The organism is Nocardia sp. NPDC003269, from assembly GCF_042888005.1.
In the GTDB taxonomy this organism is placed as follows: Bacteria; Actinomycetota; Actinomycetes; order Mycobacteriales; family Mycobacteriaceae; genus Nocardia.
Window position 1 is genome coordinate 32,774 of record NZ_JBIAPA010000004.1, and the last position, 24,632, is coordinate 57,405.

Consider the following 24,632-nt stretch of genomic DNA (forward strand, 5'->3'; position numbering starts at 1 on the left):
CCGCGCCCCGTCGGTCAGAGCGGCAGGCCCGCCTCGATCCAGTTGTAGGCCTGGATCTTCCGGGACGCCGGGTCGTTGACGACCTGGTTGATGAGGTCGTTGATCTGGTCGGTGGACAGCGGGTAGCCGTAGTGTTCGGCGGCGCCCGCCGACGCCCACAGCGAGGCGAACAGGCCGGGGCCGCCGAGCAGGTGGGACAGGGCGGTGGCGACGTCCTCGACCACCTCGAGGACACCGTGCACCATGGCGATGGCGATGTCCTCGTCGCCGGGGGTGGCGCCGGGGGCAAGGGCACCGGAGGCGACGGCGCGGCGGGCCAGCCAGTCGCGTGGGACCAGCGGATTCGGGCCGATCGCGTCGCCCAGGTAGTACCGCCACTCCCCAGGATTGCCCTGGTCGAAGGCGTGGATGTAGAAGGTGCGGGTCAGCGCCCACAGGGCGATGTAGCGCAGCGCGACCTGTTCGGGTTCGAGGGCCGCGTCGGGGCCGTCGGCGCGGTCGCGCTCGAGCTGGTTCCAGGCGAAGCGGAACCAGACCTGCTCGGAGTTGCCGACCCAGGTCGCGGGCAGGCGATCGGCCAGCGTCGCCACGTCGGCGGCGGGGCCGTAGAGGCCGGTGTCGCCGGACACCTCGACGCGCAGGTTGTCGACATAACCGCGCAGCGCGTCGACGGAGGTGAACACGGCGTAGCCGAGCTGGGCCAGCCGGGTGAGGTCGGCGCTGGCCGGCGCGAGCACCAGCACCACCGGCATGCCGACGCCGGGTTGCAGGCCCTCGGGCCAGAACGCCTCGGCGACAGCGAGTTCGCGGCCGGTCACCGGATCGGAGACCTCGCTGTCGAGCAGCGGGAAGCCGAAACCGTCGGCGACGAGGTCGTCCACCAGCGCGTTGACCAGGTCGACCGCCGGGTCACCGAGGCTCACCCCGGCCACACCGACGGACAGCAGCGTCGGCCGGTGCAGCGTGCCGGTGCGCAGCTGCTCGAGGAACGCGTCGGCCGCCGCGGACAGCAGTTTGCGGCGCGCGCGCAGGAATTCGCGGTAGTTCTCGACCCGCCACAGCGCCGGGTCGGTCGGAATCCACTGCGAGGCGAGCACACCCGGGTGCCGCCGCTCCACCTCGGCGAGGTAGTCGGCCGGTTCGCGTTCGCCCAGTTCGGCTTCCGAGCCGGGGCTGAGGAAGCAGAAGTTGGCGATGGCGTTGATCTCGTTGCGCTCGTAGCCCGCGTCACGCAGCGTGGTCTTCGGGAACAGGTAGTGCACCTGCACCGGGGTGCGCTCGCCGAACTGCTCGATGCCGAGTTCGTCGCCGGTGCCCAGGTCGCGCGAACCGTCGACGCGGGTCAGCAGGTAGAGCAGCGGATAGAACCGCGAGCCCCGGGTCGCGCCGCCGAAGTCGTCGGCGCACAGGTCGAGGGAGCCGCCGCGCAGCCGCTCCAGCGAGCCGATGAGGCCGTTGATGCCGCCGCGTTCGAGCGTCTCGTAGTCCTGCTGCAGGAAGGTCTCGGTGGACCCGCTGAACCGGCCCCACAGCGCCGAGTGGATGTACCAGTACAGCACCCGGTCGCGGTGCAGGTCGTCGTCGAAGCGGCCGCCGTTGAGGAACAGCAGCCGGGTGACCACCGGAATCGCGTAGCGCCCCATCAGAACTCGGTCGTGATCGAGGCCCAGGCGGCCCGCCACGGTGTCGAGGAAGGTGTCGACCTGGGTCGAGGTGTCGCTGAGCGCCTGCTCGAACTCCGCGGGCGAGAGATCACCCAGCGCGTCGAAGTGCGCGCGCCCGTTGCCGACGGCGATCACATTGCGCAGCAACCAGTCCAGGGTGAAGGTGTAGCCGTCCTTGTCCCAGCGGATCAGGTGATCGCGCAGGTTGCCGCGGGCCTGCGGCCACTGCGCGCACAGCGTCGCCAGCGCCAGGTCGCCCTTGGACAGTTTGGTGCCACCGGAGTTGACGCGGTTGAAGATGTCGACGACCTCGTCGACGGTGCGGTCCGAGCCGGTGATGGTCTCGACGTTGAACTCGCGATGGGTGATCTCGCGCAGCTTGTTGAGCCGGTCGAGGTAGACCGCCAGCGTCTCCGGCGGCACCTCGGTGAACCGGGGCAGGTAGTGCACCGGTCCCAGGGCGAACAGTTCGGTGACATCGATCCAGGTCGGGGCGGTCTCACGACCGGGCACCTGGAACTCGAAAACCTCACGGTCGACATCGAAGTGGAGCCCGGTGAACGCGACGGCGTCGCCCTCGAAGAACGACGGCGCGGTGCCGCGCAGGATGCCGTAGAGCGTGGTGATGCGCTGCTGGCCGTCGAGCAGCAGCTGGCGCAGCCCCGAGCCGCCGCCCTGGCCGCGCACGGCGATGTCCTCGGATCCGGTCTCCCACACCAGGAGCCCGCCGACCGGATAACCGAGGTACAGCGACCGCATCAGTCCGCGCACCTGATCCCGGTTCCAGACGTAACCGCGCTGGAATTCGGGCAGCAGCACCGCTCCGGAGTCGATCTGGTCGAGCAGGGAGGACAGACGTGTCACGGCAGCCTTTCATCGCGATCCGGTAGCGCAAGCGCTCCATCGTTGCACGGATCGTACCGACAAACACCGACGCGCCAGCGGCCGAACAGAACTCGCGGTCCGCGGGCTCGCGGGTCCTAGGTTCCGGCCACCGCCGCGCGGAACGCCTCGGAGGCGTAGAACGGCGCCAGCCTGCGCCGGACCACGGTGTCGAGATAGCCGCGCTCGTCCAGTTCGGCGAGCACCGAGGGGCCGAACCGCAGCGCCTCCTCGATCATGTCCGCGCGCCCGATGCCCAGCTCGGTGAGCAATTCGGCCAGCGGGGTGTCGCCGTATTTGTCGAAGACGTGATCGATGCCCTCGTCGAGCAGCGCGTGGAAGTAGTCGGTGTCGCGGAAGGTGCGCCAGAACTCGAAGGTGAGCACGACCGCGTCTTCCACGTCGTTGGCCGAGACCAGTTCCCGGAACGAGCCGATCGAATCGCCGGTGTGCTTGCGCCAGGTCTCGCGGGCGGCGTCGAGCAGCACGTCGTCGGCGTCGTCGCGGTTGCCGCGCAGGACGAATCGCGCGCCGGTGCGGGTGATCCGGCCGACGCCGTTCTCGATCACCGGCAGCGCCGGCTCGGCCAGCCGGGCCAGCGCGCCGCGCAGCGACCGCGCCAGGCCGCCGCCGTCGGCGTGCTTGCCCTCGTCGACGGCGGTGACGACCGCGCGCTGCACCGCTTCGACACAGGCGTCGACGGTGACCGGGCTGTTGAGCACCAGCCGCACCAGCCGGTGCGCGACCTCCATATCGGCCACGGCCGAGACCAGTTCGTCGAAGCGGCGGTTGTCGACCACCGCGCCGACCGGGATCTCGTCCTGGGCGCGGTGGTTGTACAGCCGGGCGGCAATCTCGCCGACGAGTTCGGGAATGGCGCCCTCGACCGGGATCTGCACCGCGTACTTGTGCGCGACGCCCTTGATCTGCTCGCGGGTGACGGCCTCGGCCAGGGTCAGCACGGCACATTCGGCGAGCAGGCCGTCGACCTCCTCGGTGACCAGTTCGAGGAACCCGGTGGGCGTGCGCAGCTGCTCCTTGGTGAAGGCCACGTGCGCGTCGAGCACCCGCAGTGCCAGGTCGACGTGTCCGGAGTGCGCATCGTTGGTCTCACCCATGTCGCCCAGATTGGCACATCGCGCCCGCCGGTGTGACCTCGGCGCACCCGGGGATGATCTTCGGCGCCGACACGCCGAGCGCGGCACGCAGACTCCGCCCAGATCGCGGTGCGGCAGGCCCGTACGCGCAGTTTGTCGGCGAGTATGGCATACTTGGCTGCTGAGACTGGGCTGATCACAGAGATCGCCATGGCTCACCGACTGAAAAGACTTGTAAAACACATGACTCAAGGCACTGTTAAGTGGTTCAACGGCGAGAAGGGCTTCGGCTTCATCGCCCAAGACGGAGGCGGCCCCGACGTCTTCGTGCATTACTCGGCCATCAGCGGCTCCGGCTTCAAGTCCCTCGAAGAGGGCCAGCGGGTCGAGTTCGAGGTCGGCCAGGGCCAGAAGGGCCCCCAGGCTCAGGACGTCCGCGCCATCTGATTCCGGCGTGAACGAGAAAGGCCCCGCACCCTCGGTGCGGGGCCTTTCTCGTCTCCGCTACCCCCCGAACACCCGCTCCACGACTGCCTTGGCGCGGCGGGTGATGCGCATGTAGTTGTCGAGGAACTCGCTGCCGTCGTCGGTGGGCCAGCCCGCCACCCGCGCGACCGCCGATAGTAGGCGGCCCGGGCCGGGCAGCTGATCGGTCGGCTTGCCCTTGACCAGCACGAGCGCGTTGCGGGCCGCCGTCGCGGTGATCCACGATTCCCGCAGCAGCGCGACGTCGTCGGGTTCCAGGATGCCCTCGGCCTCGATGACGTCGAGCGATTCCAGCGTCGAGGTGTTGTGCAGCGCGGGCACCTCGTGGGCGTGCCGCAGTTGCAGCAGCTGGACGGTCCATTCGATGTCGGCCAGCCCGCCGCGCCCCAGCTTGGTGTGGGTCGCGGGGTTGGCCCCGCGCGGCAGGCGCTCGGCGTCGACGCGGGCCTTGATCCGGCGGATCTCGCGCACCGACTCGGCGGACACGCCGCCCGCCGGGTAGCGGATCGGGTCGATGACGTGCAGGAACCGCACGCCCAGCTGCTGATCGCCCGCCACCTGGTGCGCGCGCAGCAGTGCCTGCACCTCCCACGGCTGGGCCCACTGGTCGTAGTAGGCCTGATAGGCGGCCAGGGTGCGCACCAGCGCGCCGTTGCGGCCCTCCGGGCGCAAGCCCGCGTCGACCTGCAGCGGCGGATCGGTGCTCGGGGCGCCGAGCAGGCGCTGGACCTTCTCCGCGACGCCGATCGCCCACTTCACCGCGGTGGTCTCGTCCTCGCCGGGGCGCGGATCGCAGACGAACAGCACGTCGGCGTCGGAACCGTAGCCCAGTTCCATCCCGCCGAGCCTGCCCATGCCGATCACCGCGAAGTCGGCGGGCGCAGGCGCGCCCCGCTCGGCCTCGGAGGCCCGGATGACCGCGGCGAGCGCGGCCTCGAGCACCGCGACCCAGACCGAGGACAGCGCCGCGCACACCTGCGGGACGTCGAGCATGCCCAGCAGATCGGCCGAGGCCACCCGGGCGAGCTCGTGCCTGCGCAGCGACCGGGCCGCGGCGACGGCACGCGCTGGGTCGTCGTAGCGGGCCGCGGCGGTCTGGATGCCGCGCGCGACGTCCTCGGGCTGCGGGCCGAGCAGCTGCGGGCCCGCCGGTCCGTCGGCGTACATGCGGATGGTCTCGGGGGCGTTGATCAGCAGATCGGGCAGGTACTCCGAGGAGCCGAGCACGATCATCAGCCGCTGGGCGATGGCACCCTCGTCGCGCAGTTCGCGCAGGAACCAGATCTGATCGTCGAGACCTTCCGAGACCCGGCGATACGCGAGCAGGCCCGCATCGGGATTCGGTGTGTCACCGAGCCATTCGAGCAGGGTCGGCAGCAGCAGCGCCTGGATGCGGCCCTTGCGCGAGACGCCGCCGGTGAGCGCCTTGAGGTGGCCGAGCGCGTTGGCGGGCGCGCCGTAACCGAGCGCGGCGAGCTGACGGACAGCGGCGTCGGGGCTCAGCCGCAGCGCGTCGGAGTCGAGCCGGGCGACCGACTCGAGCAGCGGCCGGTAGAACAGCTTGGCGTGCAGCCTGCGCACCCGCATGGAGTTGCGCCGGATGTCGGTCTCGAGCACCCCGACCGCGTCCTGACGGCCGTCGGGCCGGATGTGGGCCGCGCGGGCGAGCCAGCGCATGCCCTCCTCGTCGTCGGCGGCGGGCAGGGTGTGGGTGCGCTTGAGCCGCTGCAGTTGCAGCCGGTGCTCGAGCAGGCGCAGGAACTCGTAGGAGGCGGTGAGGTTGGCCGCGTCGTCACGGCCGACGTACCCGCCCGCGGCCAGCGCGGTGAGCGCCTCGACGGTGTTGGTGACGTGTAGGGCGTCGTCGACCCGGCCGTGCACCAATTGCAGCAGCTGCACGGCGAATTCGACATCGCGCAGGCTGCCCGCGCCGAGCTTGAGCTCACGTTCGCGCAGGTCGGCGGGGACCAGGTCCTCCACCCGGCGGCGCATGGCCTGCACGTCGGCGACGAAGTCGGGGCGTTCGGAGGCGGCCCACACCATCGGCATGAGCGCGTCGCGGTACTGCTGTCCGAGTTCGAGATCACCGGTCATCGGCCGGTTCTTCAGCAGCGCCTGGAACTCCCAGGTGCGGGCCCAGCGCTTGTAGTAGGCGAGGTGGGAGTCGAGCGTGCGCACCAGCGCGCCCGCCTTGCCCTCGGGCCGCAGCGCCGCGTCGACCTCGAAGAACGCCGAACTGGCGACGCTCATCATCTCCGCGGCCAGCCTGGTCGCGGTGGCGTCAGCCGGTTCGGCGACGAACACCACGTCGACATCGCTGACGTAGTTCAGTTCGCGCGCACCGCATTTGCCCATCGCGATGACCGCCAGCCGCACCGGCACCGGGCCGTTCTTGCACACCCGCGCGACGGCCACCGACAGCGCGGCGGTGAGCGCGGCGTCGGCCAGATCCGAGAGGTGCCTGCCGACCACGAGATACGGCGGCACCGGCTCGTTCTCGACGGTGGAGGCCAGGTCGAACGCGGCCAGCAGCATCAGCTGATCGCGATACCGGCTGCGCAGCAACGCGATCGCCTCCGGACCGGCGATCTCGGCCCGGAACAGCATCGGCCCCGCGTTGGGTCCGTCCTCGGGTTTCGCCTGGACCGCGTCGAGCAGGTCGGCGAGCAGTTCCTCGCGCTCGGGAAGCCGGTTCGCGCGCAGCAGCTTCCACGCGGCGGGCGCGGCCACCAGATGATCACCGAAGGCGGTGGACGAACCGAGCAGCCCGAACAACCTGCCGCGCAACGTGCTATCGGTGCGCAGTGCCGAATCCAGTTCGGCCCAATCGGTTCCGAGCGACTCGTGCAACCGGATCAGCGTGGACAACGCCAGATCGGCGTCGGGCGCGCGCGACAACGCCCAGAGCACGGGCACCCCGTCGACGTTGTCCCAGCCGAGCTGGTGCAGGGAATCCGCTGCGGTGGGCTCGAGCAAGCCGAGCCGGCCGACGCCGGGGACAGCGGAGCGGGCAGTCGGTGGCCGGACCATGCCCTCAAAGTACATGGTCCGCGCATCGACCGTGTCACGCCCGGTATGCCGGGCGCGGTGTCACAGGCTGAGGTATTCCTCGAGCTCCCACGGGGTCACCTGGCTGCGGTAGGCGGCCCACTCCCGGCGCTTGTTGCGCAGGAAGAAGTCGAACACGTGCTCGCCGAGGGTCTCGGCGACGAGCTCGGAGCGCTCCATCACCTGCAGGGCCTCGTCGAGGGTGCCGGGCAGCGAGCGGAAGCCCATGGCCCGACGCTCGGCGTCGGTCAGCGACCACACGTCGTCCTCGGCCTCCGGCGGCAGCGTGTAGCCCTTCTCGATGCCGCGCAGACCGGCCGCGAGCAGCACCGCGAAGGTCAGGTACGGGTTGCAGGCCGAATCTGGGCTGCGGATCTCGACGCGCCGCGAGGACGACTTGTTCGGCGTGTACATCGGCACGCGGACCAGCGCGGAGCGGTTGGACCGGCCCCACGACGCCGCCGTCGGCGCCTCGCCGCCGTGGATCAGGCGCTTGTAGGAGTTCACCCACTGATTGGTGATCGCGCTGATCTCGGGGGCGTGCTCGAGGATGCCCGCGATGAACGAGCGCGCCGTCGCGGACAGGTTCTCCGGATCGTCGGGGTCGGCGAAGGCGTTGGACTCGCCCTCGAACAGGCTCATGTGGGTGTGCATGGCCGAGCCCGGGTACTGGGCGAACGGCTTGGGCATGAACGTCGCACGCACGCCCTCGTCGATCGCGACCTCCTTGATGAGGTAGCGGAAGGTCATCACGTTGTCGGCCATCGAGAGCGCGTCGGCGTAGCGCAGGTCGATCTCCTGCTGGCCGGGGGCGCCCTCGTGGTGGCTGAACTCCACCGAGATGCCCATCGACTCGAGCGCGTCGATGGCGTGGCGGCGGAAGTTCGGGGCCGAGTCGTGCACGGCCTGGTCGAAGAAGCCGCCGTTGTCGGCGGGCACCGGCGCGCCGTTCTTCAGGCCGTTCTCCAGCAGGAAGAACTCGATCTCGGGGTGCACGTAGCAGCTGAAGCCCACGTCGGCGGCCTTGTTGAGCTGACGCCGCAGCACGTGGCGCGGGTCGGCCCAGGACGGCGAGCCGTCGGGCATGGTGATGTCGCAGAACATGCGGGCGGAGTGCTGGTGGCCCTTGGAGGTGGCCCAGGGCAGCACCTGGAAGGTCGACGGATCGGGCCGCGCGACCATGTCCGCCTCGGACACGCGCGCGAAGCCCTCGATGGCCGAGCCGTCGAACCCGATGCCCTCCTCGAAGGCGCCCTCGAGCTCGGCGGGTGCGATGGCGACGGACTTCAGGTAACCCAGCACGTCGGTGAACCAGAGACGCACGAAGCGGATGTCCCGCTCTTCGAGCGTCCGCAGCACGAATTCCTTCTGGCGATCCATACCGGCGAGCGTAAGCACCCGGCGTTAAATCCGTGTTACATACGCGCTCGCGTTTGCTATCTCGTCACCTCGTCCGCACATCTCACCCGCCGTGACGGGGCGCGGTGCGCGCCGATCCGGTTCAGCAGGTGAGACCGGCGCCGGGCGCGGCGAGGTCGACCAGGTAGTCGATGACGGCCTCGTCGAGGCAGCGGTCGCCCGCCACCAGGGCGGCGGTGTGCCGGTTGCCGCGGAAGGTGATCAGGTCGGCGCCCAGCTGCGCGGCCAGGTCGACCCCGGCCTGGTACGGCGTCGCCGGGTCGTCGGTGGTCGAGACCACGACGGTCTTCGGCACGCCGGGCGCGGATACCCGGTGCGGGGTGCTGGTGTTGGGCACCGGCCAGGAGGCGCACAGTTCCAGCGGGGCGGCGCCGGTGCCCTTGCCGTCGTCGAGGAAGGGCGCGGCCTTGCGGTACTCGCTGTCCTGGCGGCCGGTGATCGCCGGATCGGTGACGCGCGGATCGTCGACGCAGCGGATGGCGTTGAACGCGTCCTGGGTGTTGGCGTAGGTGCCGTCCTCGCGGCGGCCGTCGTACATGTCGGCCAGTTGCAGCAGGGTGTCGCCCCGGCCGTCGCGCAGTTCGGTCAGGCCCTGGGTGAGCACGTTCCACAGGTCGTCGGTGTAGAGCGCCTGCTGGACGCCGGTGATGGCGTCGCCGTAGCTGAGCCCGCGCGGGTCGGCGGTGGCGGCGGGCTTGCTCTCCAGCGGGCCGACCAGCGCGCGGAACCGGGCCACGGACTGGGCCGGATCGGTGCCGAGCGGGCAGTCGGCGTTCTTCGCGCAGTCGGCGGCGTAGGCGTTGAACACGCCCTGGAAGCCCGCGGCCTGGCGCAGCGACTCCTGGACGGGGTCCTGGGAGGAGTCCACCGCGCCGTCGAGGACGAGGGCGCGCACGTTCTGCGGGTACTTCTCGGCGTAGGCCGACCCGAGCCGGGTGCCGTAGGAGTAGCCGAGGTAGCTCAGCTGCGCGTCGCCGAGCACCGCGCGCAGGACGTCCATGTCCTGGATCACCTCGCGGGTGCCGACGTGGGCGAGCAGGTCGGTGCCGGTGCGCTGGGCGCAGCGGTCGGCGTACTCGCGGTTGTCGGCCTCGGCGTCGGCGATGCCGGCCGGAGTGTTGTCGGTGGGCGGCTCGGCGCGCTCGGCGTCGGCCTGCTGCGGGGTCAGGCACACGATCGCGGGCAGCGAGGAGCCGACGCCGCGCGGATCGAAACCGACCCGGTCGAACTTCTCGGCCAGCTCGGTGCGGTTGCCGACGGTGACCATCGACAGCCCGGAGACGCCGGGCCCGCCGGGGTTCATCAGCAGCGAGCCGATCTTGTCGCCGGAGGCCGGGATCCGCGACAGCGCGATCTGGGCGGTCGGGCCGTCCGGGCGCGCGTAGTCGACGGGCACGGTGACGCGCGCGCATTCGGTCTTGGGCGGCAGCCGGTCCTCGGGGCTGCCGAAGCCCTCGCACGAACCCCAGTCGAGCTGCTGGTCGTAGAACTTCTCCAGCCCGGGCGGCGGTGGCGGCAGCTGCGCGCGCGGGGTGCTGGTCTCGGCGCTGGTGCAGCCGGACACGATCAGCGCCGCGAGAGCGCCCCAGAGCACGACGAGCCTGCCACGCTGCACAGTGGGCCCACCTTTCCGCGCCGCACGGCGCACAACACGATGCGCCCGATCCGCGCGAAGGGGCTCGCCCTCACGGTAGCCGAACCACCGCTGTGACCGATCACACCGGCACCGGCCCTTAAACCGGCTCGGCCCGAGGTGGCACACTGGATCCGTCAGAAAAACCCGGGGACCCGGTACGGGCCTCGAGGAACCAGACGAAAGGGACGATGATGTCCGTATCCGATGAGCAGACCCCTGCCTACGGTGCCGCTCCCGAAGCCGTTGCCAAGCCCCGCCGCAAGACCCGCGTCCAGCATCTGCAGCAGATGAAGGCCGAGGGCGAGCGCTGGTCGATGCTGACGGCCTACGACTACTCCTCCGCGCGCCTCTTCGAGGAAGCGGGCATTCCGGTCCTGCTGGTCGGCGATTCCGCCGCCAACGTGGTGTACGGCTACGACACCACCGTGCCGATCACCGTCGACGAGCTGATCCCGCTGGTGCGCGGCGTCGTCCGGGGCGCCCCGCACGCGCTGGTCGTCGCCGACCTGCCGTTCGGCACCTACGAGTCCTCGCCGCAGCAGGCGCTGGCCACCGCCACCCGGTTCATGAAGGAGGGCGGCGCGCACGCGGTCAAGCTCGAGGGCGGCGAACGCGTCGCCGAGCAGATCGCGCTGATCACCGCCGCCGGCATCCCGGTGATGGCCCACATCGGCTTCACCCCGCAGAGCGTGAACACCCTCGGCGGATTCCGGGTGCAGGGTCGCGGCGACGGCGCCGAGCAGCTCATCGCCGACGCCATCGCCGTGCAGGAGGCGGGCGCGTTCTCCGTCGTCATGGAGATGGTCCCGGCCGAGCTGGCAGGCCAGGTCACCCACAAGCTGACCATCCCGACCATCGGCATCGGCGCGGGCGCCGACTGCGACGCCCAGGTGCTGGTCTGGCAGGACATGGCCGGCTACACCAGCGGCAAGACCGCGAAGTTCGTCAAGCGCTTCGGCAATGTCGGCGACGAACTGCGCTCCGCCGCAGCCGCCTACGCCGACGAGGTCCGCCGGGGCACCTTCCCCGGCCCCGAGCACAGCTTCTGAGCCACCGCCGACCCGGCCCGTCGCCACGAGCGGCGGGCCGTTCTCAGGGTTCGGCCGGATGTGCGGGGTCGCGCCGGGTGGCAGACTCGATACCGACATAGTCGACACGAGTAGAGGTATCGATGCCGCACCGCCGTTGGAAGACCCGTCCCGTGCTGCTGCTCGCGGGCGCGCTCGCCGTCGCGAGCCTGAGCGCTTGCGGCAGTGTGGAAACCACACCGACCGGCAGCTCCGGCACCACGACCTCGACGACCAGCGCGGCCAAGCCGACCACCACCGCCCCGGCGGGCAGCCCGACGATCACCGACGCCGCGGCCGCGCAGCTGTGCGACATGATCCGGCCCGAGCTGTCCAATTTCCGGGTGCAGGGGCCGACGCTGGGGCGCTTCGCGCTCAACGCGATGGTGCACGAGTGGGCACTGCGCAACGGCGGGATCAACGCCCAGGTGCTGGCCGACAAGGCGATCGTCGACCGCGTCACCACCGGGGCCTGCGCGGACGTGCGCACCGAGGCGATGACCGCCCTGGATCTGCCCAATCTCGCGGCGGGACTGGCGTTCTGATGCGCGCCCTGTACCCGGAGATCGAGCCGTTCGAGCACGGCCTGCTCGACGTCGGCGACGGCCAGTCGGTGTACTGGGAGGTCAGCGGCAATCCCGACGGCAAGCCGGTAGTGTTCGTGCACGGCGGGCCCGGCGGCGGCACCGGACCGCTGCAACGGCGCTTCTTCGATCCCGCCGTGTACCGCATCGTGCTGTTCGATCAGCGCGGATGCGGACGGTCGGTACCGCACATCGCCGACGGCGCCGACCTCGACGTCAACACCACCGCGCACCTGATCGCCGACATGGAGCTGCTGCGCGCGCACCTCGGCGTCGACCGGTGGCAGGTGTTCGGCGGTTCGTGGGGCTCCACGCTGGGCCTAGCCTACGCCCAGGCCCATCCCGAGCGGGTCACCGAGCTGGTGCTGCGCGGGATCTTCCTGCTGCGGCGCAAGGAAATCGACTGGTACTACAACGGCGCGGCGGGCAACGTCTACCCGGCCGAGTGGGCGAAGTTCCTGGCCCCGGTGCCCGTCGCGGAGCGCGGCGAGGACCTGGTCGAGGTGTACCACCGGCTGCTGCACTCCCCCGACCCGCAGGTGGCGCTCGATGCCGCCGTGGCCTGGTCGACGTGGGAGGGCGCGACGAGTTCGCTGCTGCCGCAACCGGATCGGATCGCCGAGACCGGCGAGGCGCGCTTCGCGCTGGCCTTCGCCCGGATCGAAAACCACTATTTCCGGCACGGCGGATTCCTCGACGAGGGACAGTTGCTGCGTGACATGGACCGGATCGCCGACATCCCCGGAGTGATCGTGCAGGGCCGCCACGACATCGTGTGCCCCGCGGTGAGCGCCTGGGACCTGCACACCGCCTGGCCGGGCTCGACCCTGCACATCGTCGAGGACGCCGGGCACACCGCCCACGAGCCCGGCATCACCCACCACCTGGTCGAGGCGACCGACCTGTTCGGGAAGCGAGGCTGAATCATGGCGCCCAAGGCCGGAAAAGCCGTCGTCGCGGCACTGCGGGACGACATCGACCGGCTGCTGGCCGCCGAACCCGACGTGCGCGCCGACGCCTACGACTCGGTCCACCAGATGCGGGTGGCCACCCGCCGCCTGCGCAGCGTGCTGCGGTCCTACCGCAGGCTCTTCGACGCGGACGCGGCGGCGGCCACCGAGGCCGAGCTCAAGTGGCTGGCCGATCTGCTCGGCGTGGCCCGCGACGCCGAGGTCCGCGCCGAGCGCTTCACCGATCTGCTCGCCGCGCACGAGCAGGTCCCGGACGAGGTGACCCGGGCGCTGGTCGGCGCCTCCCGCGACGCCTACACCAGCGCGCACGCCGAGGTGCTGACCGCGCTCGACGGCAAGCGCTACCGGCGCCTGACGAAGACCCTGACCGCCTGGCGCACCGATCCCCCACTGGATCGCGACCTGGCCCGCACGCCCGCGACCGCGGCCTTCGACGACGTCCTGCGCCGCGACCGCAAGCGCCTGCGCAAACTCGTCTTCGCCGAACCCATCGCCGCCCCCGCCGATCGCGTCGAGCTCCTGCACGACATCCGCAAGGGCGCCAAGCGCTTACGCTATTCCTGCGAGGCGGCGGGCGAGGTCCTCGGCACCGACGCCACCGACCTCGGCACCCGCGCCAAACGCCTGCAAACCGTCCTCGGCGACCACCGCGACGCCGTGGAATCCCGCGAGGCCATTCTCGCGGCCGCCGCCACCGCCCCCGGCTCTACCGCCACCCTCTACGAACTCCTCGCCGACACCGAAGAGGTCGCCGCGGGGCAAGCCATCGCCCGCTACCCGGCCGCCGCCGCGTTCGTCTCCGCCGCCGATTAGTTCTCGGCCGTTACCCGCGTCCGCCGGGTTCGTCACGGACACCTGTCCGCTCACCGCGGTCCCGGAGCGCCTGGTCGAACAGCTGCCAGCCGTCGAGTTCCGTGGTGCGGCCGACATCCGCGCCGCCGGTCAGCGCGAGGTCGATCAGAGTCCGAACCACGCCCGGCCGATGCAGGTTGAGGTAGGCGTTGTCGTCGAGTCGGAGTACGCCGCCGCTGTGCAGATACGTTCCGGCGACCAGGCGGTTCGGACCGTCGGCGAAGACGATGCGGAGTTGCGTGCGACTGCCCTCCGACCGGACGGTGAGGATTTCGCGGCAGTCGCGGTACGACGCCTCTCCGGTCACCTCGTGCCGATGCGAGAGGGTCCACCGGTAGGTCTTGTCGCCGGCCAGGAGCAGGCGGCTCCGACGGCTGCGCACGACCCGAGTATGCCCGCCGGCCTCGGATCAGTGTGCGGCGTAGTCGAATCCGATGGTGCGGGTCGCCACGTCGGCGGTCACCAGCCGCACCGAGACGTGCTTTCCTTCCGGGGGCTTGCCCTCGCAGCGGCCCAGGATCGGGGGCTCGGTGACGAAGATTTCGGCGTCGCGGGTGCCGTTGGCCTCGCGCAGGACCAGGGCCGCGAACTCGGTGCCGATCCGGGGCGCCAGGACGGTCGCCTCGGTCAGGTCGACGCAGGCGCGGTCGACCTTGCTCGCCACCGAGTCGGTGCGGCGCAGGGTGTCCGCGGCGGGGCCGAGACCGTCGACCACCCAGGCGGGGACCTCGGTGCCCGCGCAGTGGGCCAGGCAGATCTCGGTGGTGAAGCGGTCGGCCAGGCGGCGCAGCGGGGCGGTGACGTGGGCGTAGGGTGCCCCGATCGCGCTGTGCGTGAGCTGGTCGTCGGTGGGCTGGTCGAGGTCGCCGAGCATCGTGTAGCCGGCGCCGCGCAGCAGGCTCGTCGCCTCCGACATCAGGACCAGCGCGGCCGGGGTGTTCGCGTCGAGCCCGGCCAGTAGCTTGCCGACGGGCATGTCGGCGGGCCAGGCGACGCCGAGGGCGGCCGCGGTGCGCCGCATCGAGGCGATGGCGCTGTCGGGCGGCGGCGGCATGGTGCGCAGCAGGCCGATGGGAGTTCCCTTGTGTTCCAGCATCATCCGCGCCGCGCACATGCCGGTGAGCAGCGAGACCTGCTCGTTCCAGTCGTCGGCTGCGGTGCGGGGTTCCAGCTCGAGACGCCAGTTGTCGCCGTCGCGCACCACGTCCTGGGCGGGCAGCCGCAGCGAGATCGCGCCCTGGTCGAGCCCGGCCTCGATCCGCAGCCTGCCGAACTCGGGCAGCGCGGCCAGCGAGGGGTGCAGCGTGCCGGCGTCGGCGGCGGCCTGGACCTGCGCGTAGTCGAAGCGCTCCCGGGAGCGCACCAGGGCGCGCGTCACCGAGAAGTCGCGCGGGACAGCGTGCTCGTCGAGTTCGATGGTCCACAGGGCCGCGGGCCGGTCGACGCCGGGCAGCAGGCTGGCGGTGCCCTCCGACAGCACCGTCGGGTGCAGCGGGACATTGCCGTCGGGCAGGTAGAAGGTCTGGCCGCGGGATTCCGATTCCCGGGCGAGCGCACCGCCCGGCACGATCACGGCGCCGAGATCGGCGATCGCGTAATGCAGGGTGAAGCCGGTGGGGGTGCGTTCGATGTGCAGCGCCTGGTCCAGATCCATGGCGCTGGGCGGGTCGATGGTGACGAACTCGATGTCGGTCCGGTCGACCCGGGTACCCGCGAACGCGTCGACCGCGTCGCGGGCCTCCGAGACGGCCTCGGCAGGATAGTCCGAGGCCAGCCCGAATTCGGAACGGATGGCGCCGAAGTCGACCGGCGCCGAGACGATCCGCTGATGGAGTTCCATCCTGGCAGGTTAGCGACTGCCTACTGCAGTGCCAGCATGGTGCCGTTGAGCTGGTCGAACGGGCCGTACACGGTGAAGGTGACCCGACCGTTGGGGACCGCCGAGGAGACGGTCGCCGCGGCGTCGAGCGCCTGGCCGAACGAGGCCGCCGAGGGGTGCGGCAGACCGGCGACGGTCAGACCGAACCGGGTCTGGTGCACCCAGGCGGTATCGGCCGGGCTGAGGTCGACCTGGACCCCGCCCGCCAGCGGGGTCACCGCGACCGCGCTCGCCGATCCGGCACCCAGCGAGGTGAAAACCGCAGCGGCTCCGGCGATCAGTGCACCGGCGACAATGGAACGAACTACCCGCATGTAAATGTGACCTGCTTCCGCGATCGAATTGTGTTGGGCTCACCACCCGGGCAGCGAGCCCTGCCGACGGCGAACACTCTATGACCTCGCTCACGTTTCCGGCGACTTCCTGCGCATTTTCACGCAGGCGACACACTTTTCCCGCCACCGTCGCGCCAGTTGTTACTGTGGCGTCGGCACACCCGGCAAACGCCGGGCAGTGCGCCACCCACGTCGATAAATGGGAGTTCCGAGCGTATGTCGTCGCTGATTTTCGATTACCTGTTGCCGATCCTCGGCCCGGACCAGGCGTCCTACTGGGCCCAGCTGCTGGTGATCAACCCCGCCTAGCTCACCGATCGGATCGAGCAACTGTCGCCTCCCGTTAACCTCACGGGAGGCGGCTTGTTTTCTGGGGCGCTAGCATCCCGCGCGTGAGTAGAACTACCGCCGCTCTCGCGGCCAGCGCCACCGTCTTCGCCCTGCTTCTGGCCGGCTGCGGCGACGACTCCTCTTCCGCCGCCGCCGGCGGCTCCTCGGCCGCCACCACGCCCGAATACAAGGTCGATCCGAGCAAGGCGGGCATGTTCGTGGTGAGCTACCGCAACGCCTTCCCGAAGCTGTCCGCGGGGCGTGACGACGCCGCCGTCGCGACCGTGCTGAACCAGTCCTGTGGCGACATCAAGGGCGGGAAGTCCGAGGCCGACACCATCGCCGGGATCATCAAGGCCACCAAGAACGGTGCCGACGCCGCGACCGAAGACGAGGCCAGGGCGATCTACCAGATGTCCACCCTGATGTGCTGAGCCGGCTACCGGCCCGACCGGGCGGCGGCTCCCCCACGGGGGGCCGCCGCCTCGTCGTTCGAAGGCGGACGAGCCGGCCTGTAAGCCGGATCCTGTCCCCGGTTCGCACCGGGGGACGACCATCCATCTGGACACACCGTCGCCGGGTGCCTCGAGCGGTCCACCCGCAGGCTCGGGCGAGCAGCCCTCGAACACCTGCGCAGCCGCACCGCGAGGTGCGACCTTCGACCTTGCTCCGGGCGGGGTTTACCGAGCCGCCCCGGTCACCCGGGGCGCTGGTGCGCTCTTACCGCACCGTTTCACCCTTACCGCGCAAATGCGCGGCGGTTTGTTTTCTGTGGCACTGTCCCGCGGGTCGCCCCGGGTTGCCGTTAGCAACCGCCCTGCTCTGTGGAGTCCGGACTTTCCTCGGTACCGAGCGGCGGCGCTCGCGCGCCCGTTCTCGTCACCGCGGTCGCCCGGCCGACTCGTCCGCTCGTACAGAGTACTCGGTACGGTTACGAGCCATGGAACGTGTCGACGTCAGTTTCCCCTCGGGTGACCAGCAGTGCGCTGCCTGGCTCTACCTGCCCGACGGTGCGCCCCGGCCGCGCCCGCTGGTGATCATGGGACACGGGCTGGGGGCAAACCGCGAAATGGGGTTGGATCGATATGCGCGGCGGTTCGTCGCGGCGGGGATGGGGGTGCTGGCGTTCGACTACCGGCATTTCGGCGCCAGCGAGGGTGATCCCCGCCAGGTGCTCAACATCGCCAGGCAGCGGCAGGACTGGAAGGCCGCAATCGCCTACGCGCGCAGCATCCGGGGGTTCGACGCGACCCGGATCGCGTTGTGGGGCACCTCGTTCGGTGGCGGGCACGTGTTATCCGTGGCGCCCGACGACGACTATCTCGCCGCTGTCGTCGCGCAGGTGCCGTTCACCAGCGGGTGGGCCTCGGCGATGGCGAAGGGACCGATCAGCGTCACCAAGGTCGCCACCATCGCCGCCACCGACCTGCTGATCGGCCCGATCCGGCGCAAGCCGGTGCGGATCCGGCTGGCCGGCCGCAAGCGGGCCGCGGCGCTGATGAGCGCGCCGGACGTGCCGGAGGGCTTCGGCAGGCTCGCCGAGGAGAGCGAGACCTACCGGCCGAAAGTCGGTGCGCGGGTGGCCCTGTCGACCCTGTTCGACGCGCCCGGCCGCCGCGCGAAGGCGCTGAAGGTGCCGGTGTTCTACGCGATCGCCGAGAACGATTCGGTCGCCCCGGCCGGCCCGACCCGCAAGGCGGCCGAGCGCACCAAGCACGCGGTGGTCAAGCAGTACCCGGTCGGCCACTTCGACGTGTACTTCGACGACGTCTTCGAGCAGGTCGTGCGCGATCAGACCGATTTCCTGGTGTCGGTGCTGCGTCCGTGACCATCACCGCCTGATCCGCCCGGCTGGGCGGTGCCGGTGGGGCACGATGGGGAGATGGAACAGCTCAGCTCGCGCACGATCTACACCAATCCGTGGATGCGGCTGCGGGAGGACACCATTCGCCGCTCCGACGGGTCCGTCGGGATCTACGCCGTGGTCGACAAGGTCGACTGGGCGATGGTGATCCCGTTCGACGGCGAGGGATTCCATCTCGTCGAGCAGTACCGGTACCCGCTGGGCGCGCGGTGCTGGGAGTTCCCCGCGGGCACCCCGCCGCCCGGCACGGCGCCGTCGCCGGTCGAGCTGGCGCACAACGAGTTGCGGGAGGAGACCGGCCTGCGCGCCGACCGGATGACGCGGCTCGGCACGCTGGCCACCGCGCCCGCGTCGAGCAACCAGCGCGGCCACTGCTTCCTGGCCACCGGCCTCACCCCCGGTGAGCCCCAGCGCGAGCCCGAGGAACAGGACATGCGCACCGCCTGGTTCTCCCGCGCCCGCTTCGAGGCGATGATCCTGCGCGGCGAGATCACCGCATCCCACGCGGTCGCCGCCTACGGCCTGCTGCTCATGCACGAACGCGGCCTCAGCACACCGTGACCGGCTCCGCGAGCGCGGCGGCGCGCAGCTCGAGTGCGGCGTAGGTCGCGACCAGGGCGGCACCGGCCAGCAGGAAGCCGATGCCGAGGCCGGTGAGGGGCAGCAGACCGGAGCAGGCCAGCGCGGTCATACCGAGCGCCGAGGCGGCGTTGACGGCGACGACGGGGCGGGCGTAGCGGTGCGGACCGCGCCGCGCGATGGCCAGCAGTGCGGCACCACCGGCGACCATCACGACACCGAAGAGCAGCGACAGCGGGGTCGGCAGGCCGAGCGGCGCGCGCAACAGTGGCGCGGACACGGTCAGGGCGACTCCGAACAGCGCTGTGCTCCAACCGTCTACGCGCAGGACGGTGGCGAGTGGGCTGGGGCGGGTGTCGGTCATCGTCGGCTCCTGTTCTCGGGGTGGTGAGCCCACTGTGCGGCGGCGCGGGTCATCGCCGCAATGACCTCCGAGGTCATGGCGGGACGTCTGTGCAGGTGGATACGCTGGGCCGATGACGGACGCCCGGATCGGGCCGCTGCTGCGGGAATGGCGGCAGCGGCGCAAGCTCAGCCAGCTCGAGCTCGCCCTGGCCGCCGACACCTCCTCGCGGCACCTGTCCTATCTCGAGACCGGGCGATCCAAGCCGAGCCGGGCGATGGTGCTCCGGCTGTGCGAAACCCTCGATGTGCCCCTGCGGGAACGCAATACGCTGCTGCTGGCCGCCGATTTCGCGCCCGCGTTCCGGGAGTCGGCGCTCGACGACGTCGCACTGTCGCCCGCGCGGGCCGCGATCGAGACGATGCTCGCCGCGCACGAGCCGTATCCGGCGGTGGTGGTCGATCGCTGGTGGGACGTGGTGGCGGGCAATGCCGCGATGCCCGTGCTGATGACCGGGGTGCCCGAGCACCTGCGCACGCCGCGCCCGAATGTCTTCCGGCTGGTCCTGCACCCCGACGGACTCGCACGGCGGCTGGAGAACCTGCACCAGGTGCGCGAACTGTTCCTGGACCGGCTGCTGCGCCAGCTCGGCGCGACCGGCGACGCGCGGCTGGGCGCCCTCTACGACGAGGTACGAAGCTATCCGGCCCCGGCGGATTCGCCCGGCGAACCCGAGCCGGTCGGCCCGTTCCAGGTACCGATCCGGATCAGCTCACCGCTCGGCCCCCTCACGATGTTCTCCACCATGGCCACCTTCGGCGCACCGGCCGACGTCACCCTCTCCGAACTCGCCATCGAGTTCTTCTACCCCCTCGACGACACCACCGCCGCCGCCCTGCGCGCCATGGCCGCAGCGGCGCACTGAAGGGTCAGAGCGGGCGGCGCATCTCGAACTCGAGGCGCGGGTCACCCGGTTCCACCGGCCCGCGTCGGCCGGTCGGCACGAAACCGTGGCGCCGGTACAGGTTCTCGGCGGCGGCGTTGCCCTCGGTCACCTCCAGGCACACCACGGTGCAGCCGTGCTCGGCTGCCCAGCCCAGCGCGGCCGTGATCAGCTGATCGGAGATTCCGCGGCCGCGAACACGGGGCTCCACCCACATCGAGATCAGGTGCGCGGCAGGCGAATCCGTGGTCACGCCGACCGTCCCCACCGTCACCCCAGATATCGTCGCCACGAACTGGGCACGGGTCCGCAACACCCCGCGCCAGTCCTCGGAGGTGCGCGCCAGGGCATGCTCGACGGTCTGGCCGAACGCGCTCGGGGCGTCGCGCAGCGCGCGCAGCCGCACCTCGCGGAACACCGCCCACTGCGCGGGCTCCAGCCGCCGGATCGCGACAGTGCCGCCGCGCGTCTCCCCCATGCCGGTGATTGCAGCATGCCTGCGGCGGTGGGGCAACGGGTTTCGGGTGGAGACGGCGACAGGGGCGCATCGCCGGATCGGTGATGCGCCCCTGTCGGGTCGAGCCGAGGATCAGATGGGCTGGAAGCCCGCGCCGACGCCGCCCGCTCGGTTCAGCACGTCCAGGATGACCTGGATCGGCTGGAAGTAGGCGGGCGAGTGGATCGGGTTGGCGCCGCCGGTGCACGGGACGTCGAAGTCGACGGGGCCCAGGCCGGTGAGCCTGCCCTGGTTCATGCCGACCAGCCGGTCGCCGACGACGACCGGGCCGCCGGAATCACCGGGCTGGGAGCAGTACTGGTTGATCGAGGTGCCTTCGAGCTCACCCCACACCACGCCGCAGCTGCGACCGCTGGTGCGACCGTCCGAGCACACGGTGGTGCCGGGGCCGGGCGCGGAGCCGATGCCCGCGACGGTGGTCTGGCCGATGGTGCGAACGGGCAGCACCTTCGACGCGTCCAGCTGCAGGACCGCGAAGTCCAGGTAGTCGCCGTCGTCGGAGAACGCGACGGTGCCGATGACGCCCGCGTTCAGCGCCTGCTCGGCGCCGACCCGTGCCCCCGTCGGCGCGCAGTGCCCGGCGGTCAGACCCACCAGGCGACCGGCGTTGTCGTGGCCGATGGCGGTCAGCGAGCAACCGGAGTTGTTGTCGAAGACGATGCCCGAGGCCGCGCCGAGCACCACGCTCGGATCGGCCGACACGCTGCCCGCACCAGCGGACGCGGTGAGCGCCCCCGCGATGGCCGCCGCGAACGCCGCCATCCGTAGAAACCTCATCAAGTACCTTTCTCGACGGCCGCGGTATCTCCGCACGCCCGAGATGCTTCTCGGGCGCCGGGGCATAGTCGTTACGCCGACCGCGAACCGGGGCCGACCGTACCGTGCCCGGGTGACAGGCGGCCAGCGCTAAAGATACGAGATGTCGTTGACCAGCCGGACCGAAGTGCCACCGTCGGGATAGAACTCCGCGATGCACAGCGAGGCCAGGTCCAGGTGCAGGCGATACAGCAGCGACGGCCCGACCCCGAGCGCCAGTTGCAGCAGCGTCTTGATCGGCGTGACGTGGCTGACCACGACGACGTTCTCGCCCGGGTACAGCGCCACCAGATCGCGCCGGACCGATTCGATCCGCTCGCGCACCTGATCGAAGCTCTCGCCGCCGGGCGCGGGCACCGACGGGTCGCCCAGCCAGTCCGCGTGCAGCTGCGGATCGCGCTGCGCGGCCTCGGCGAAGGTGAGGCCCTCCCAGTCGCCGAAGTCGGTCTCGATGAGGCCGTCGAGCACCCGCAGCGGCACGTCGAGCGCGGCGGCGGCCGCCTCGGCGGTGGAGCGGGCCCGCTGCAGCGGCGAGGTCACCACCGCGGCGATATCGCCCTTGGCGGCCAGCATCTTCGCGGCCCGTTCGGCCTGTTCGCGGCCCAGGTCGGTCAGCGGCGGATTGCCGCGACCGGAGTAGCGGCGCTCGATCGACAGTTCGGTCTGCCCGTGCCGCAGCAGCAACAGCCGCGTCGGCCTGCCGATCGCGCCGGTCCAGCCGGGCGTGACCGGAATGCGCTGGGCGGCAACGGATTCGCGAGCCTCGGTGGCGGGCACCGCGACCTGGTCGCCCGCCGCGTGCCCGGCCGCCACGGCGTCGCGGACGGTGCCGACGACCGCGCCGTCGTCCATCGCCTCGTTCGCCAGCCGGTCGGCGTGGGAGTTCTCCGCGCGCGGAATCCAGGTGAAGCTGACCCGGTCGAACCCGGCGACCAGCCCGCGCGCCTGCTCGGCGAGCGGAATCATCGACGGGTGCTTAACCTTCCAGCGTCCCGACATCTGCTCGACGACGAGCTTGGAGTCCATCCGCACCGCGACCACCCGCGCGCCCAGCTCGGCCGCGGCGGCCAAACCGGCGATCAGACCGCGATATTCGGCCACGTTGTTGGTCGTGACGCCGACGTATTCCTTGCGCTCGGCCAGCACCCGCACATGGTCGGCGGCGAACACCACCGCGCCGTAGCCGGCCGGGCCGGGGTTGCCGCGCGACCCGCCGTCGGCCTCGACGATCACCTCGTTCATCCGGCTACAGCCCGGATTCCTTGGTGCGCACCATGATCGCGCTGCACTCGGGGCAGCGCAGGACGGCGTCGGGGGCGGCCTTGGCGATGCGCTGCATCTCGCCGCGATCGATCTCGATCCGGCAGGCGCCGCAGCGCCGGGCCTGCAGCAGTGCGGCGCCGACCCCGTGGGCCGCGCGCTGCTTGTCGTAGACGGCGAGCAGGTCGGCGGGGAACAGCCCGACCAGTCCGTCCCGGTCGGTCTCGCACCGCTGCTGAGCCACCGCGAGATCGGCCATCGCCTCGTCGCGCAGCCGTTCGGCGTCGGCGAGATCCTGGTCGGCCTTGCTCAGCCGGGCGCCGGCGTGGTCGTGATCGGCGGCCATCGCCTCGCGCTGTTCCATCACGGTCAGCAGCTCGTCCTCGAGCACCGAGCGGCGCCGCTCCAGGCTGCCCAGTTCGTGCTGGATCTCGGAGAGCTGCTTGGCGGCGACGGTGCCCGCGGTGAGCATGCCGCGGTCGCGGTCCTCCCGCTTGCGCACGGCGTCGACCTCACCCTCGAGCTTGCGGATGTCGCGGTCCAGATCGTCGATGCCGATCTCGACCGCGACGGCGGCGTCCTTGTAGCCGTTGCGCTCGGTCGACAGGCGCGCCACCTCCTGCTGTTCGGGCAGCGCGTTCCTGCGGTGCGCGATCCGCGTCAACTCGGCATCGACAGCGGCGAGCTGGAGCAGCTTGGACTGGACCGACGGTTCGACATTCAACGCGCACGAACTCCTGAACACGGTGGACGGATGGGTTCGTCAACCGTACCGCGCCACGGGGCACGCGCACGCCATGACCCGAGGACCGGGCGACCGCTGTCGGGCGCGCGTGTCCCGGTACGCGCCCGCCCCCGTCGACGGGGGGAGGCTGGTCGTCGCGTTCAGCCGGTGACCGTCCACGGGTCGGTGCGCAGGGTGGAGACGCGGGTCTCGATCCTGGGGAGGGCCGTGCGGACGAGTTGTTCCGCTTGACCGCACCAGGGGAATTCGGTGGCCCAGTGGGCGGCGTCGATGAGGGCGGGGCCGCCGCGGCGGAGGTGTTCGTCGACGGGATGGTGGCGCAGGTCGGAGGTGAGGTAGGCGTCGACGCCCGCGCGGATGGCCGCGTTCAGGTAGGAGTCGCCCGCGCCGCCGCAAACGGCGACCCGCCGGATGACGCGGTCCGGGTCGCCCGCGGCGCGCACTCCCCAGACGGTGCGCGGCAGGCCGACGCCGACCCGGGCGGTGAAATCGCGCAGGGTCTCGGGCTCGGGGAGTTCGCCGATGCGGCCGATGCCGAGCGAGGACGGCAGCGGCGCGCGCTCGGTGACGTGGTAGGCGGGTTCCTCGTACGGGTGGGCCGCGCGCAGCGCCGCCAGGACGGCCAGGCGGGAGGTCGGCGCCGCGACCACCTCGACGGCGTCCTCGGTGACGGTCTCGACCGTGCCGATCGCCCCGATCGCCGGGTTCGCGCCGGGCAGCGGCCGGAACTGGCCGGTGCCGGAGGTGTACCAGGCGGCCTCGCGGTAGTCGCCGATCGCGCCGGCGCCCGCGGTGAACAGCGCCGACATGAGCGAGGCGGTGTGCGTCTGCGGGACCTGGATCACCCATTTGTCCACGGAGGCCGAGGGTTTCGGGTCCAGCGGACCGGTGACGGTCAGGCCGACGGCGGCGGCGAGCGCGTCCGAGACGCCGGGGTCGGCGGAGTCGGCGTTGGTGTGCGCGGAGAACAGGGCGCAGCCCGACCGGATCAGCCGGTGCAGCAGCGCACCCTTGGGGGTGTCGGCGGCGACGGTGTCGACACCGCGCAGCAGCAGCGGGTGGTGCACGACCAGTGCCTGGGCGCCCCACTCGATCGCCTCGTCCACCACGGCGGCGGTGACGTCGACGGCGAACACCACCTTGGTCACCTCCTGACCCGGGTCACCGCAGACGAGCCCGACCGAATCCCACGATTCGGCCAGTCGCGGCGGATACGCCGCGTCGAGCACCCCGATCAGTTCGGCCAGGTCGGTCACCGCCGCCTCCTTCGTTCCGCTGCTGCCTAACCCGTCACCATCGAAGCGACGGGATCACC

At 71.2% G+C, this 24,632-nt stretch carries 23 protein-coding genes and 1 other RNA gene; 9 read left to right on the forward strand and 15 right to left on the reverse strand.

Annotation, left to right across the window (positions count from 1 at the left end; genetic code table 11):
- Positions 1-14: 14 nt before the first annotated feature.
- Positions 15-2,528 (reverse strand): DUF262 domain-containing protein, encoded by a 2,514-nt coding sequence (locus ACFYWJ_RS28320; RefSeq protein WP_355279171.1) that lies wholly within the window; start codon positions 2,526-2,528, stop codon positions 15-17.
- Positions 2,529-2,644: 116 nt separating this feature from the next.
- Positions 2,645-3,664, reverse strand: coding sequence for a hypothetical protein (locus ACFYWJ_RS28325; protein WP_355279168.1), 1,020 nt, complete (start codon positions 3,662-3,664; stop codon positions 2,645-2,647).
- A 222-nt stretch (positions 3,665-3,886) separates the two neighbouring features.
- Between ACFYWJ_RS28325 and ACFYWJ_RS28330 the strand changes: the two genes are divergently transcribed.
- Complete coding sequence (locus ACFYWJ_RS28330) at positions 3,887-4,090, forward strand: cold-shock protein (protein ID WP_218721900.1); 204 nt, start codon at positions 3,887-3,889, stop codon at positions 4,088-4,090.
- A 57-nt stretch (positions 4,091-4,147) separates the two neighbouring features.
- Here the strand turns inward: ACFYWJ_RS28330 and ACFYWJ_RS28335 are convergent, their stop codons facing one another.
- From ACFYWJ_RS28335 to ACFYWJ_RS28345, 3 genes are all read right to left on the reverse strand, one after another.
- On the reverse strand, positions 4,148-7,159 hold the full coding sequence (locus ACFYWJ_RS28335; protein ID WP_355279165.1) for a bifunctional [glutamine synthetase] adenylyltransferase/[glutamine synthetase]-adenylyl-L-tyrosine phosphorylase: 3,012 nt from the start codon (positions 7,157-7,159) through the stop codon (positions 4,148-4,150).
- 60 nt (positions 7,160-7,219) lie between these two features.
- Positions 7,220-8,557: a type I glutamate--ammonia ligase gene (gene glnA / locus ACFYWJ_RS28340; RefSeq protein WP_218721857.1), complete on the reverse strand. Its 1,338-nt coding sequence runs from the start codon at positions 8,555-8,557 to the stop codon at positions 7,220-7,222.
- A gap of 121 nt (positions 8,558-8,678) precedes the next feature.
- The gene (locus ACFYWJ_RS28345) at positions 8,679-10,211 is read right to left on the reverse strand and encodes an alpha/beta hydrolase (RefSeq protein WP_387163077.1); all 1,533 of its coding nucleotides are present in this window, start codon (positions 10,209-10,211) and stop codon (positions 8,679-8,681) included.
- A 212-nt stretch (positions 10,212-10,423) separates the two neighbouring features.
- On the opposite strand from ACFYWJ_RS28345, the gene panB reads away from it, so the two are divergent.
- The 4 genes from panB to ACFYWJ_RS28365 all read left to right on the forward strand — a co-directional run bounded on the left by panB (position 10,424) and on the right by ACFYWJ_RS28365 (position 13,667).
- Entirely contained in the window at positions 10,424-11,281 is an 858-nt protein-coding gene (panB, locus tag ACFYWJ_RS28350) for a 3-methyl-2-oxobutanoate hydroxymethyltransferase (RefSeq protein ID WP_355279162.1), read from the forward strand.
- Positions 11,282-11,403: 122 nt separating this feature from the next.
- The gene (locus ACFYWJ_RS28355) at positions 11,404-11,844 is read left to right on the forward strand and encodes a hypothetical protein (protein ID WP_355279160.1); all 441 of its coding nucleotides are present in this window, start codon (positions 11,404-11,406) and stop codon (positions 11,842-11,844) included.
- A complete protein-coding gene (gene pip / locus ACFYWJ_RS28360; protein WP_355279158.1) occupies positions 11,844-12,806 on the forward strand; it encodes a prolyl aminopeptidase in 963 nt (320 codons plus the stop codon). The genes ACFYWJ_RS28355 and pip overlap by 1 nt, the downstream gene beginning before the upstream one ends.
- A 3-nt stretch (positions 12,807-12,809) precedes the next feature.
- The gene (locus ACFYWJ_RS28365) at positions 12,810-13,667 is read left to right on the forward strand and encodes a CHAD domain-containing protein (protein WP_355279156.1); all 858 of its coding nucleotides are present in this window, start codon (positions 12,810-12,812) and stop codon (positions 13,665-13,667) included.
- Between the two features lie 10 nt (positions 13,668-13,677).
- Here ACFYWJ_RS28365 and ACFYWJ_RS28370 read toward each other — a convergent pair whose 3' ends face one another.
- The 3 genes from ACFYWJ_RS28370 to ACFYWJ_RS28380 are packed head-to-tail and all read right to left on the reverse strand — an operon-like array spanning position 13,678 to position 15,899.
- The gene (locus ACFYWJ_RS28370) at positions 13,678-14,088 is read right to left on the reverse strand and encodes a hypothetical protein (protein ID WP_355279153.1); all 411 of its coding nucleotides are present in this window, start codon (positions 14,086-14,088) and stop codon (positions 13,678-13,680) included.
- Between the two features lie 27 nt (positions 14,089-14,115).
- Positions 14,116-15,546, reverse strand: a complete 1,431-nt coding sequence (locus ACFYWJ_RS28375) for an RNB domain-containing ribonuclease (RefSeq protein ID WP_355279150.1) — start codon at positions 15,544-15,546, stop codon at positions 14,116-14,118.
- 20 nt (positions 15,547-15,566) lie between these two features.
- Complete coding sequence (locus ACFYWJ_RS28380; protein ID WP_019046039.1) at positions 15,567-15,899, reverse strand: hypothetical protein; 333 nt, start codon at positions 15,897-15,899, stop codon at positions 15,567-15,569.
- Positions 15,900-16,312: 413 nt separating this feature from the next.
- On the opposite strand from ACFYWJ_RS28380, the gene ACFYWJ_RS28385 reads away from it, so the two are divergent.
- A complete protein-coding gene (locus ACFYWJ_RS28385; RefSeq protein WP_355279147.1) occupies positions 16,313-16,684 on the forward strand; it encodes a hypothetical protein in 372 nt (123 codons plus the stop codon).
- A gap of 65 nt (positions 16,685-16,749) precedes the next feature.
- On the opposite strand, the gene rnpB is transcribed toward ACFYWJ_RS28385, so the two are convergent.
- Positions 16,750-17,154: RNase P RNA component class A (rnpB, locus tag ACFYWJ_RS28390), an RNA gene on the reverse strand.
- Positions 17,155-17,190: 36 nt separating this feature from the next.
- Here rnpB and ACFYWJ_RS28395 point away from each other — a divergent pair.
- Positions 17,191-18,078: an alpha/beta fold hydrolase gene (locus ACFYWJ_RS28395; protein WP_355279144.1), complete on the forward strand. Its 888-nt coding sequence runs from the start codon at positions 17,191-17,193 to the stop codon at positions 18,076-18,078.
- A gap of 54 nt (positions 18,079-18,132) precedes the next feature.
- Positions 18,133-18,675, forward strand: coding sequence for an NUDIX hydrolase (locus ACFYWJ_RS28400; RefSeq protein ID WP_355279141.1), 543 nt, complete (start codon positions 18,133-18,135; stop codon positions 18,673-18,675).
- On the opposite strand, the gene ACFYWJ_RS28405 is transcribed toward ACFYWJ_RS28400, so the two are convergent.
- Positions 18,662-19,057 (reverse strand): hypothetical protein, encoded by a 396-nt coding sequence (locus tag ACFYWJ_RS28405; protein ID WP_355279139.1) that lies wholly within the window; start codon positions 19,055-19,057, stop codon positions 18,662-18,664. The two genes, ACFYWJ_RS28400 and ACFYWJ_RS28405, sit on opposite strands and share 14 nt — an antisense overlap.
- 112 nt (positions 19,058-19,169) lie before the next feature.
- Between ACFYWJ_RS28405 and ACFYWJ_RS28410 the strand changes: the two genes are divergently transcribed.
- Positions 19,170-19,961, forward strand: coding sequence for a helix-turn-helix transcriptional regulator (locus ACFYWJ_RS28410; RefSeq protein ID WP_355279136.1), 792 nt, complete (start codon positions 19,170-19,172; stop codon positions 19,959-19,961).
- A 4-nt stretch (positions 19,962-19,965) separates the two neighbouring features.
- On the opposite strand, the gene ACFYWJ_RS28415 is transcribed toward ACFYWJ_RS28410, so the two are convergent.
- From ACFYWJ_RS28415 to ACFYWJ_RS28435, 5 genes are all read right to left on the reverse strand, one after another.
- Positions 19,966-20,457, reverse strand: coding sequence for a GNAT family N-acetyltransferase (locus ACFYWJ_RS28415; RefSeq protein WP_355279133.1), 492 nt, complete (start codon positions 20,455-20,457; stop codon positions 19,966-19,968).
- 111 nt (positions 20,458-20,568) lie between these two features.
- A complete protein-coding gene (locus tag ACFYWJ_RS28420; RefSeq protein WP_387163070.1) occupies positions 20,569-21,258 on the reverse strand; it encodes a S1 family peptidase in 690 nt (229 codons plus the stop codon).
- Positions 21,259-21,402: 144 nt separating this feature from the next.
- On the reverse strand, positions 21,403-22,554 hold the full coding sequence (locus ACFYWJ_RS28425; RefSeq protein ID WP_355279126.1) for a bifunctional RNase H/acid phosphatase: 1,152 nt from the start codon (positions 22,552-22,554) through the stop codon (positions 21,403-21,405).
- Between the two features lie 4 nt (positions 22,555-22,558).
- Positions 22,559-23,296 (reverse strand): C4-type zinc ribbon domain-containing protein, encoded by a 738-nt coding sequence (locus ACFYWJ_RS28430; RefSeq protein ID WP_355279123.1) that lies wholly within the window; start codon positions 23,294-23,296, stop codon positions 22,559-22,561.
- 161 nt (positions 23,297-23,457) lie between these two features.
- On the reverse strand, positions 23,458-24,573 hold the full coding sequence (locus ACFYWJ_RS28435; protein WP_355279120.1) for a Nif3-like dinuclear metal center hexameric protein: 1,116 nt from the start codon (positions 24,571-24,573) through the stop codon (positions 23,458-23,460).
- Positions 24,574-24,632 lie beyond the last annotated feature (59 nt).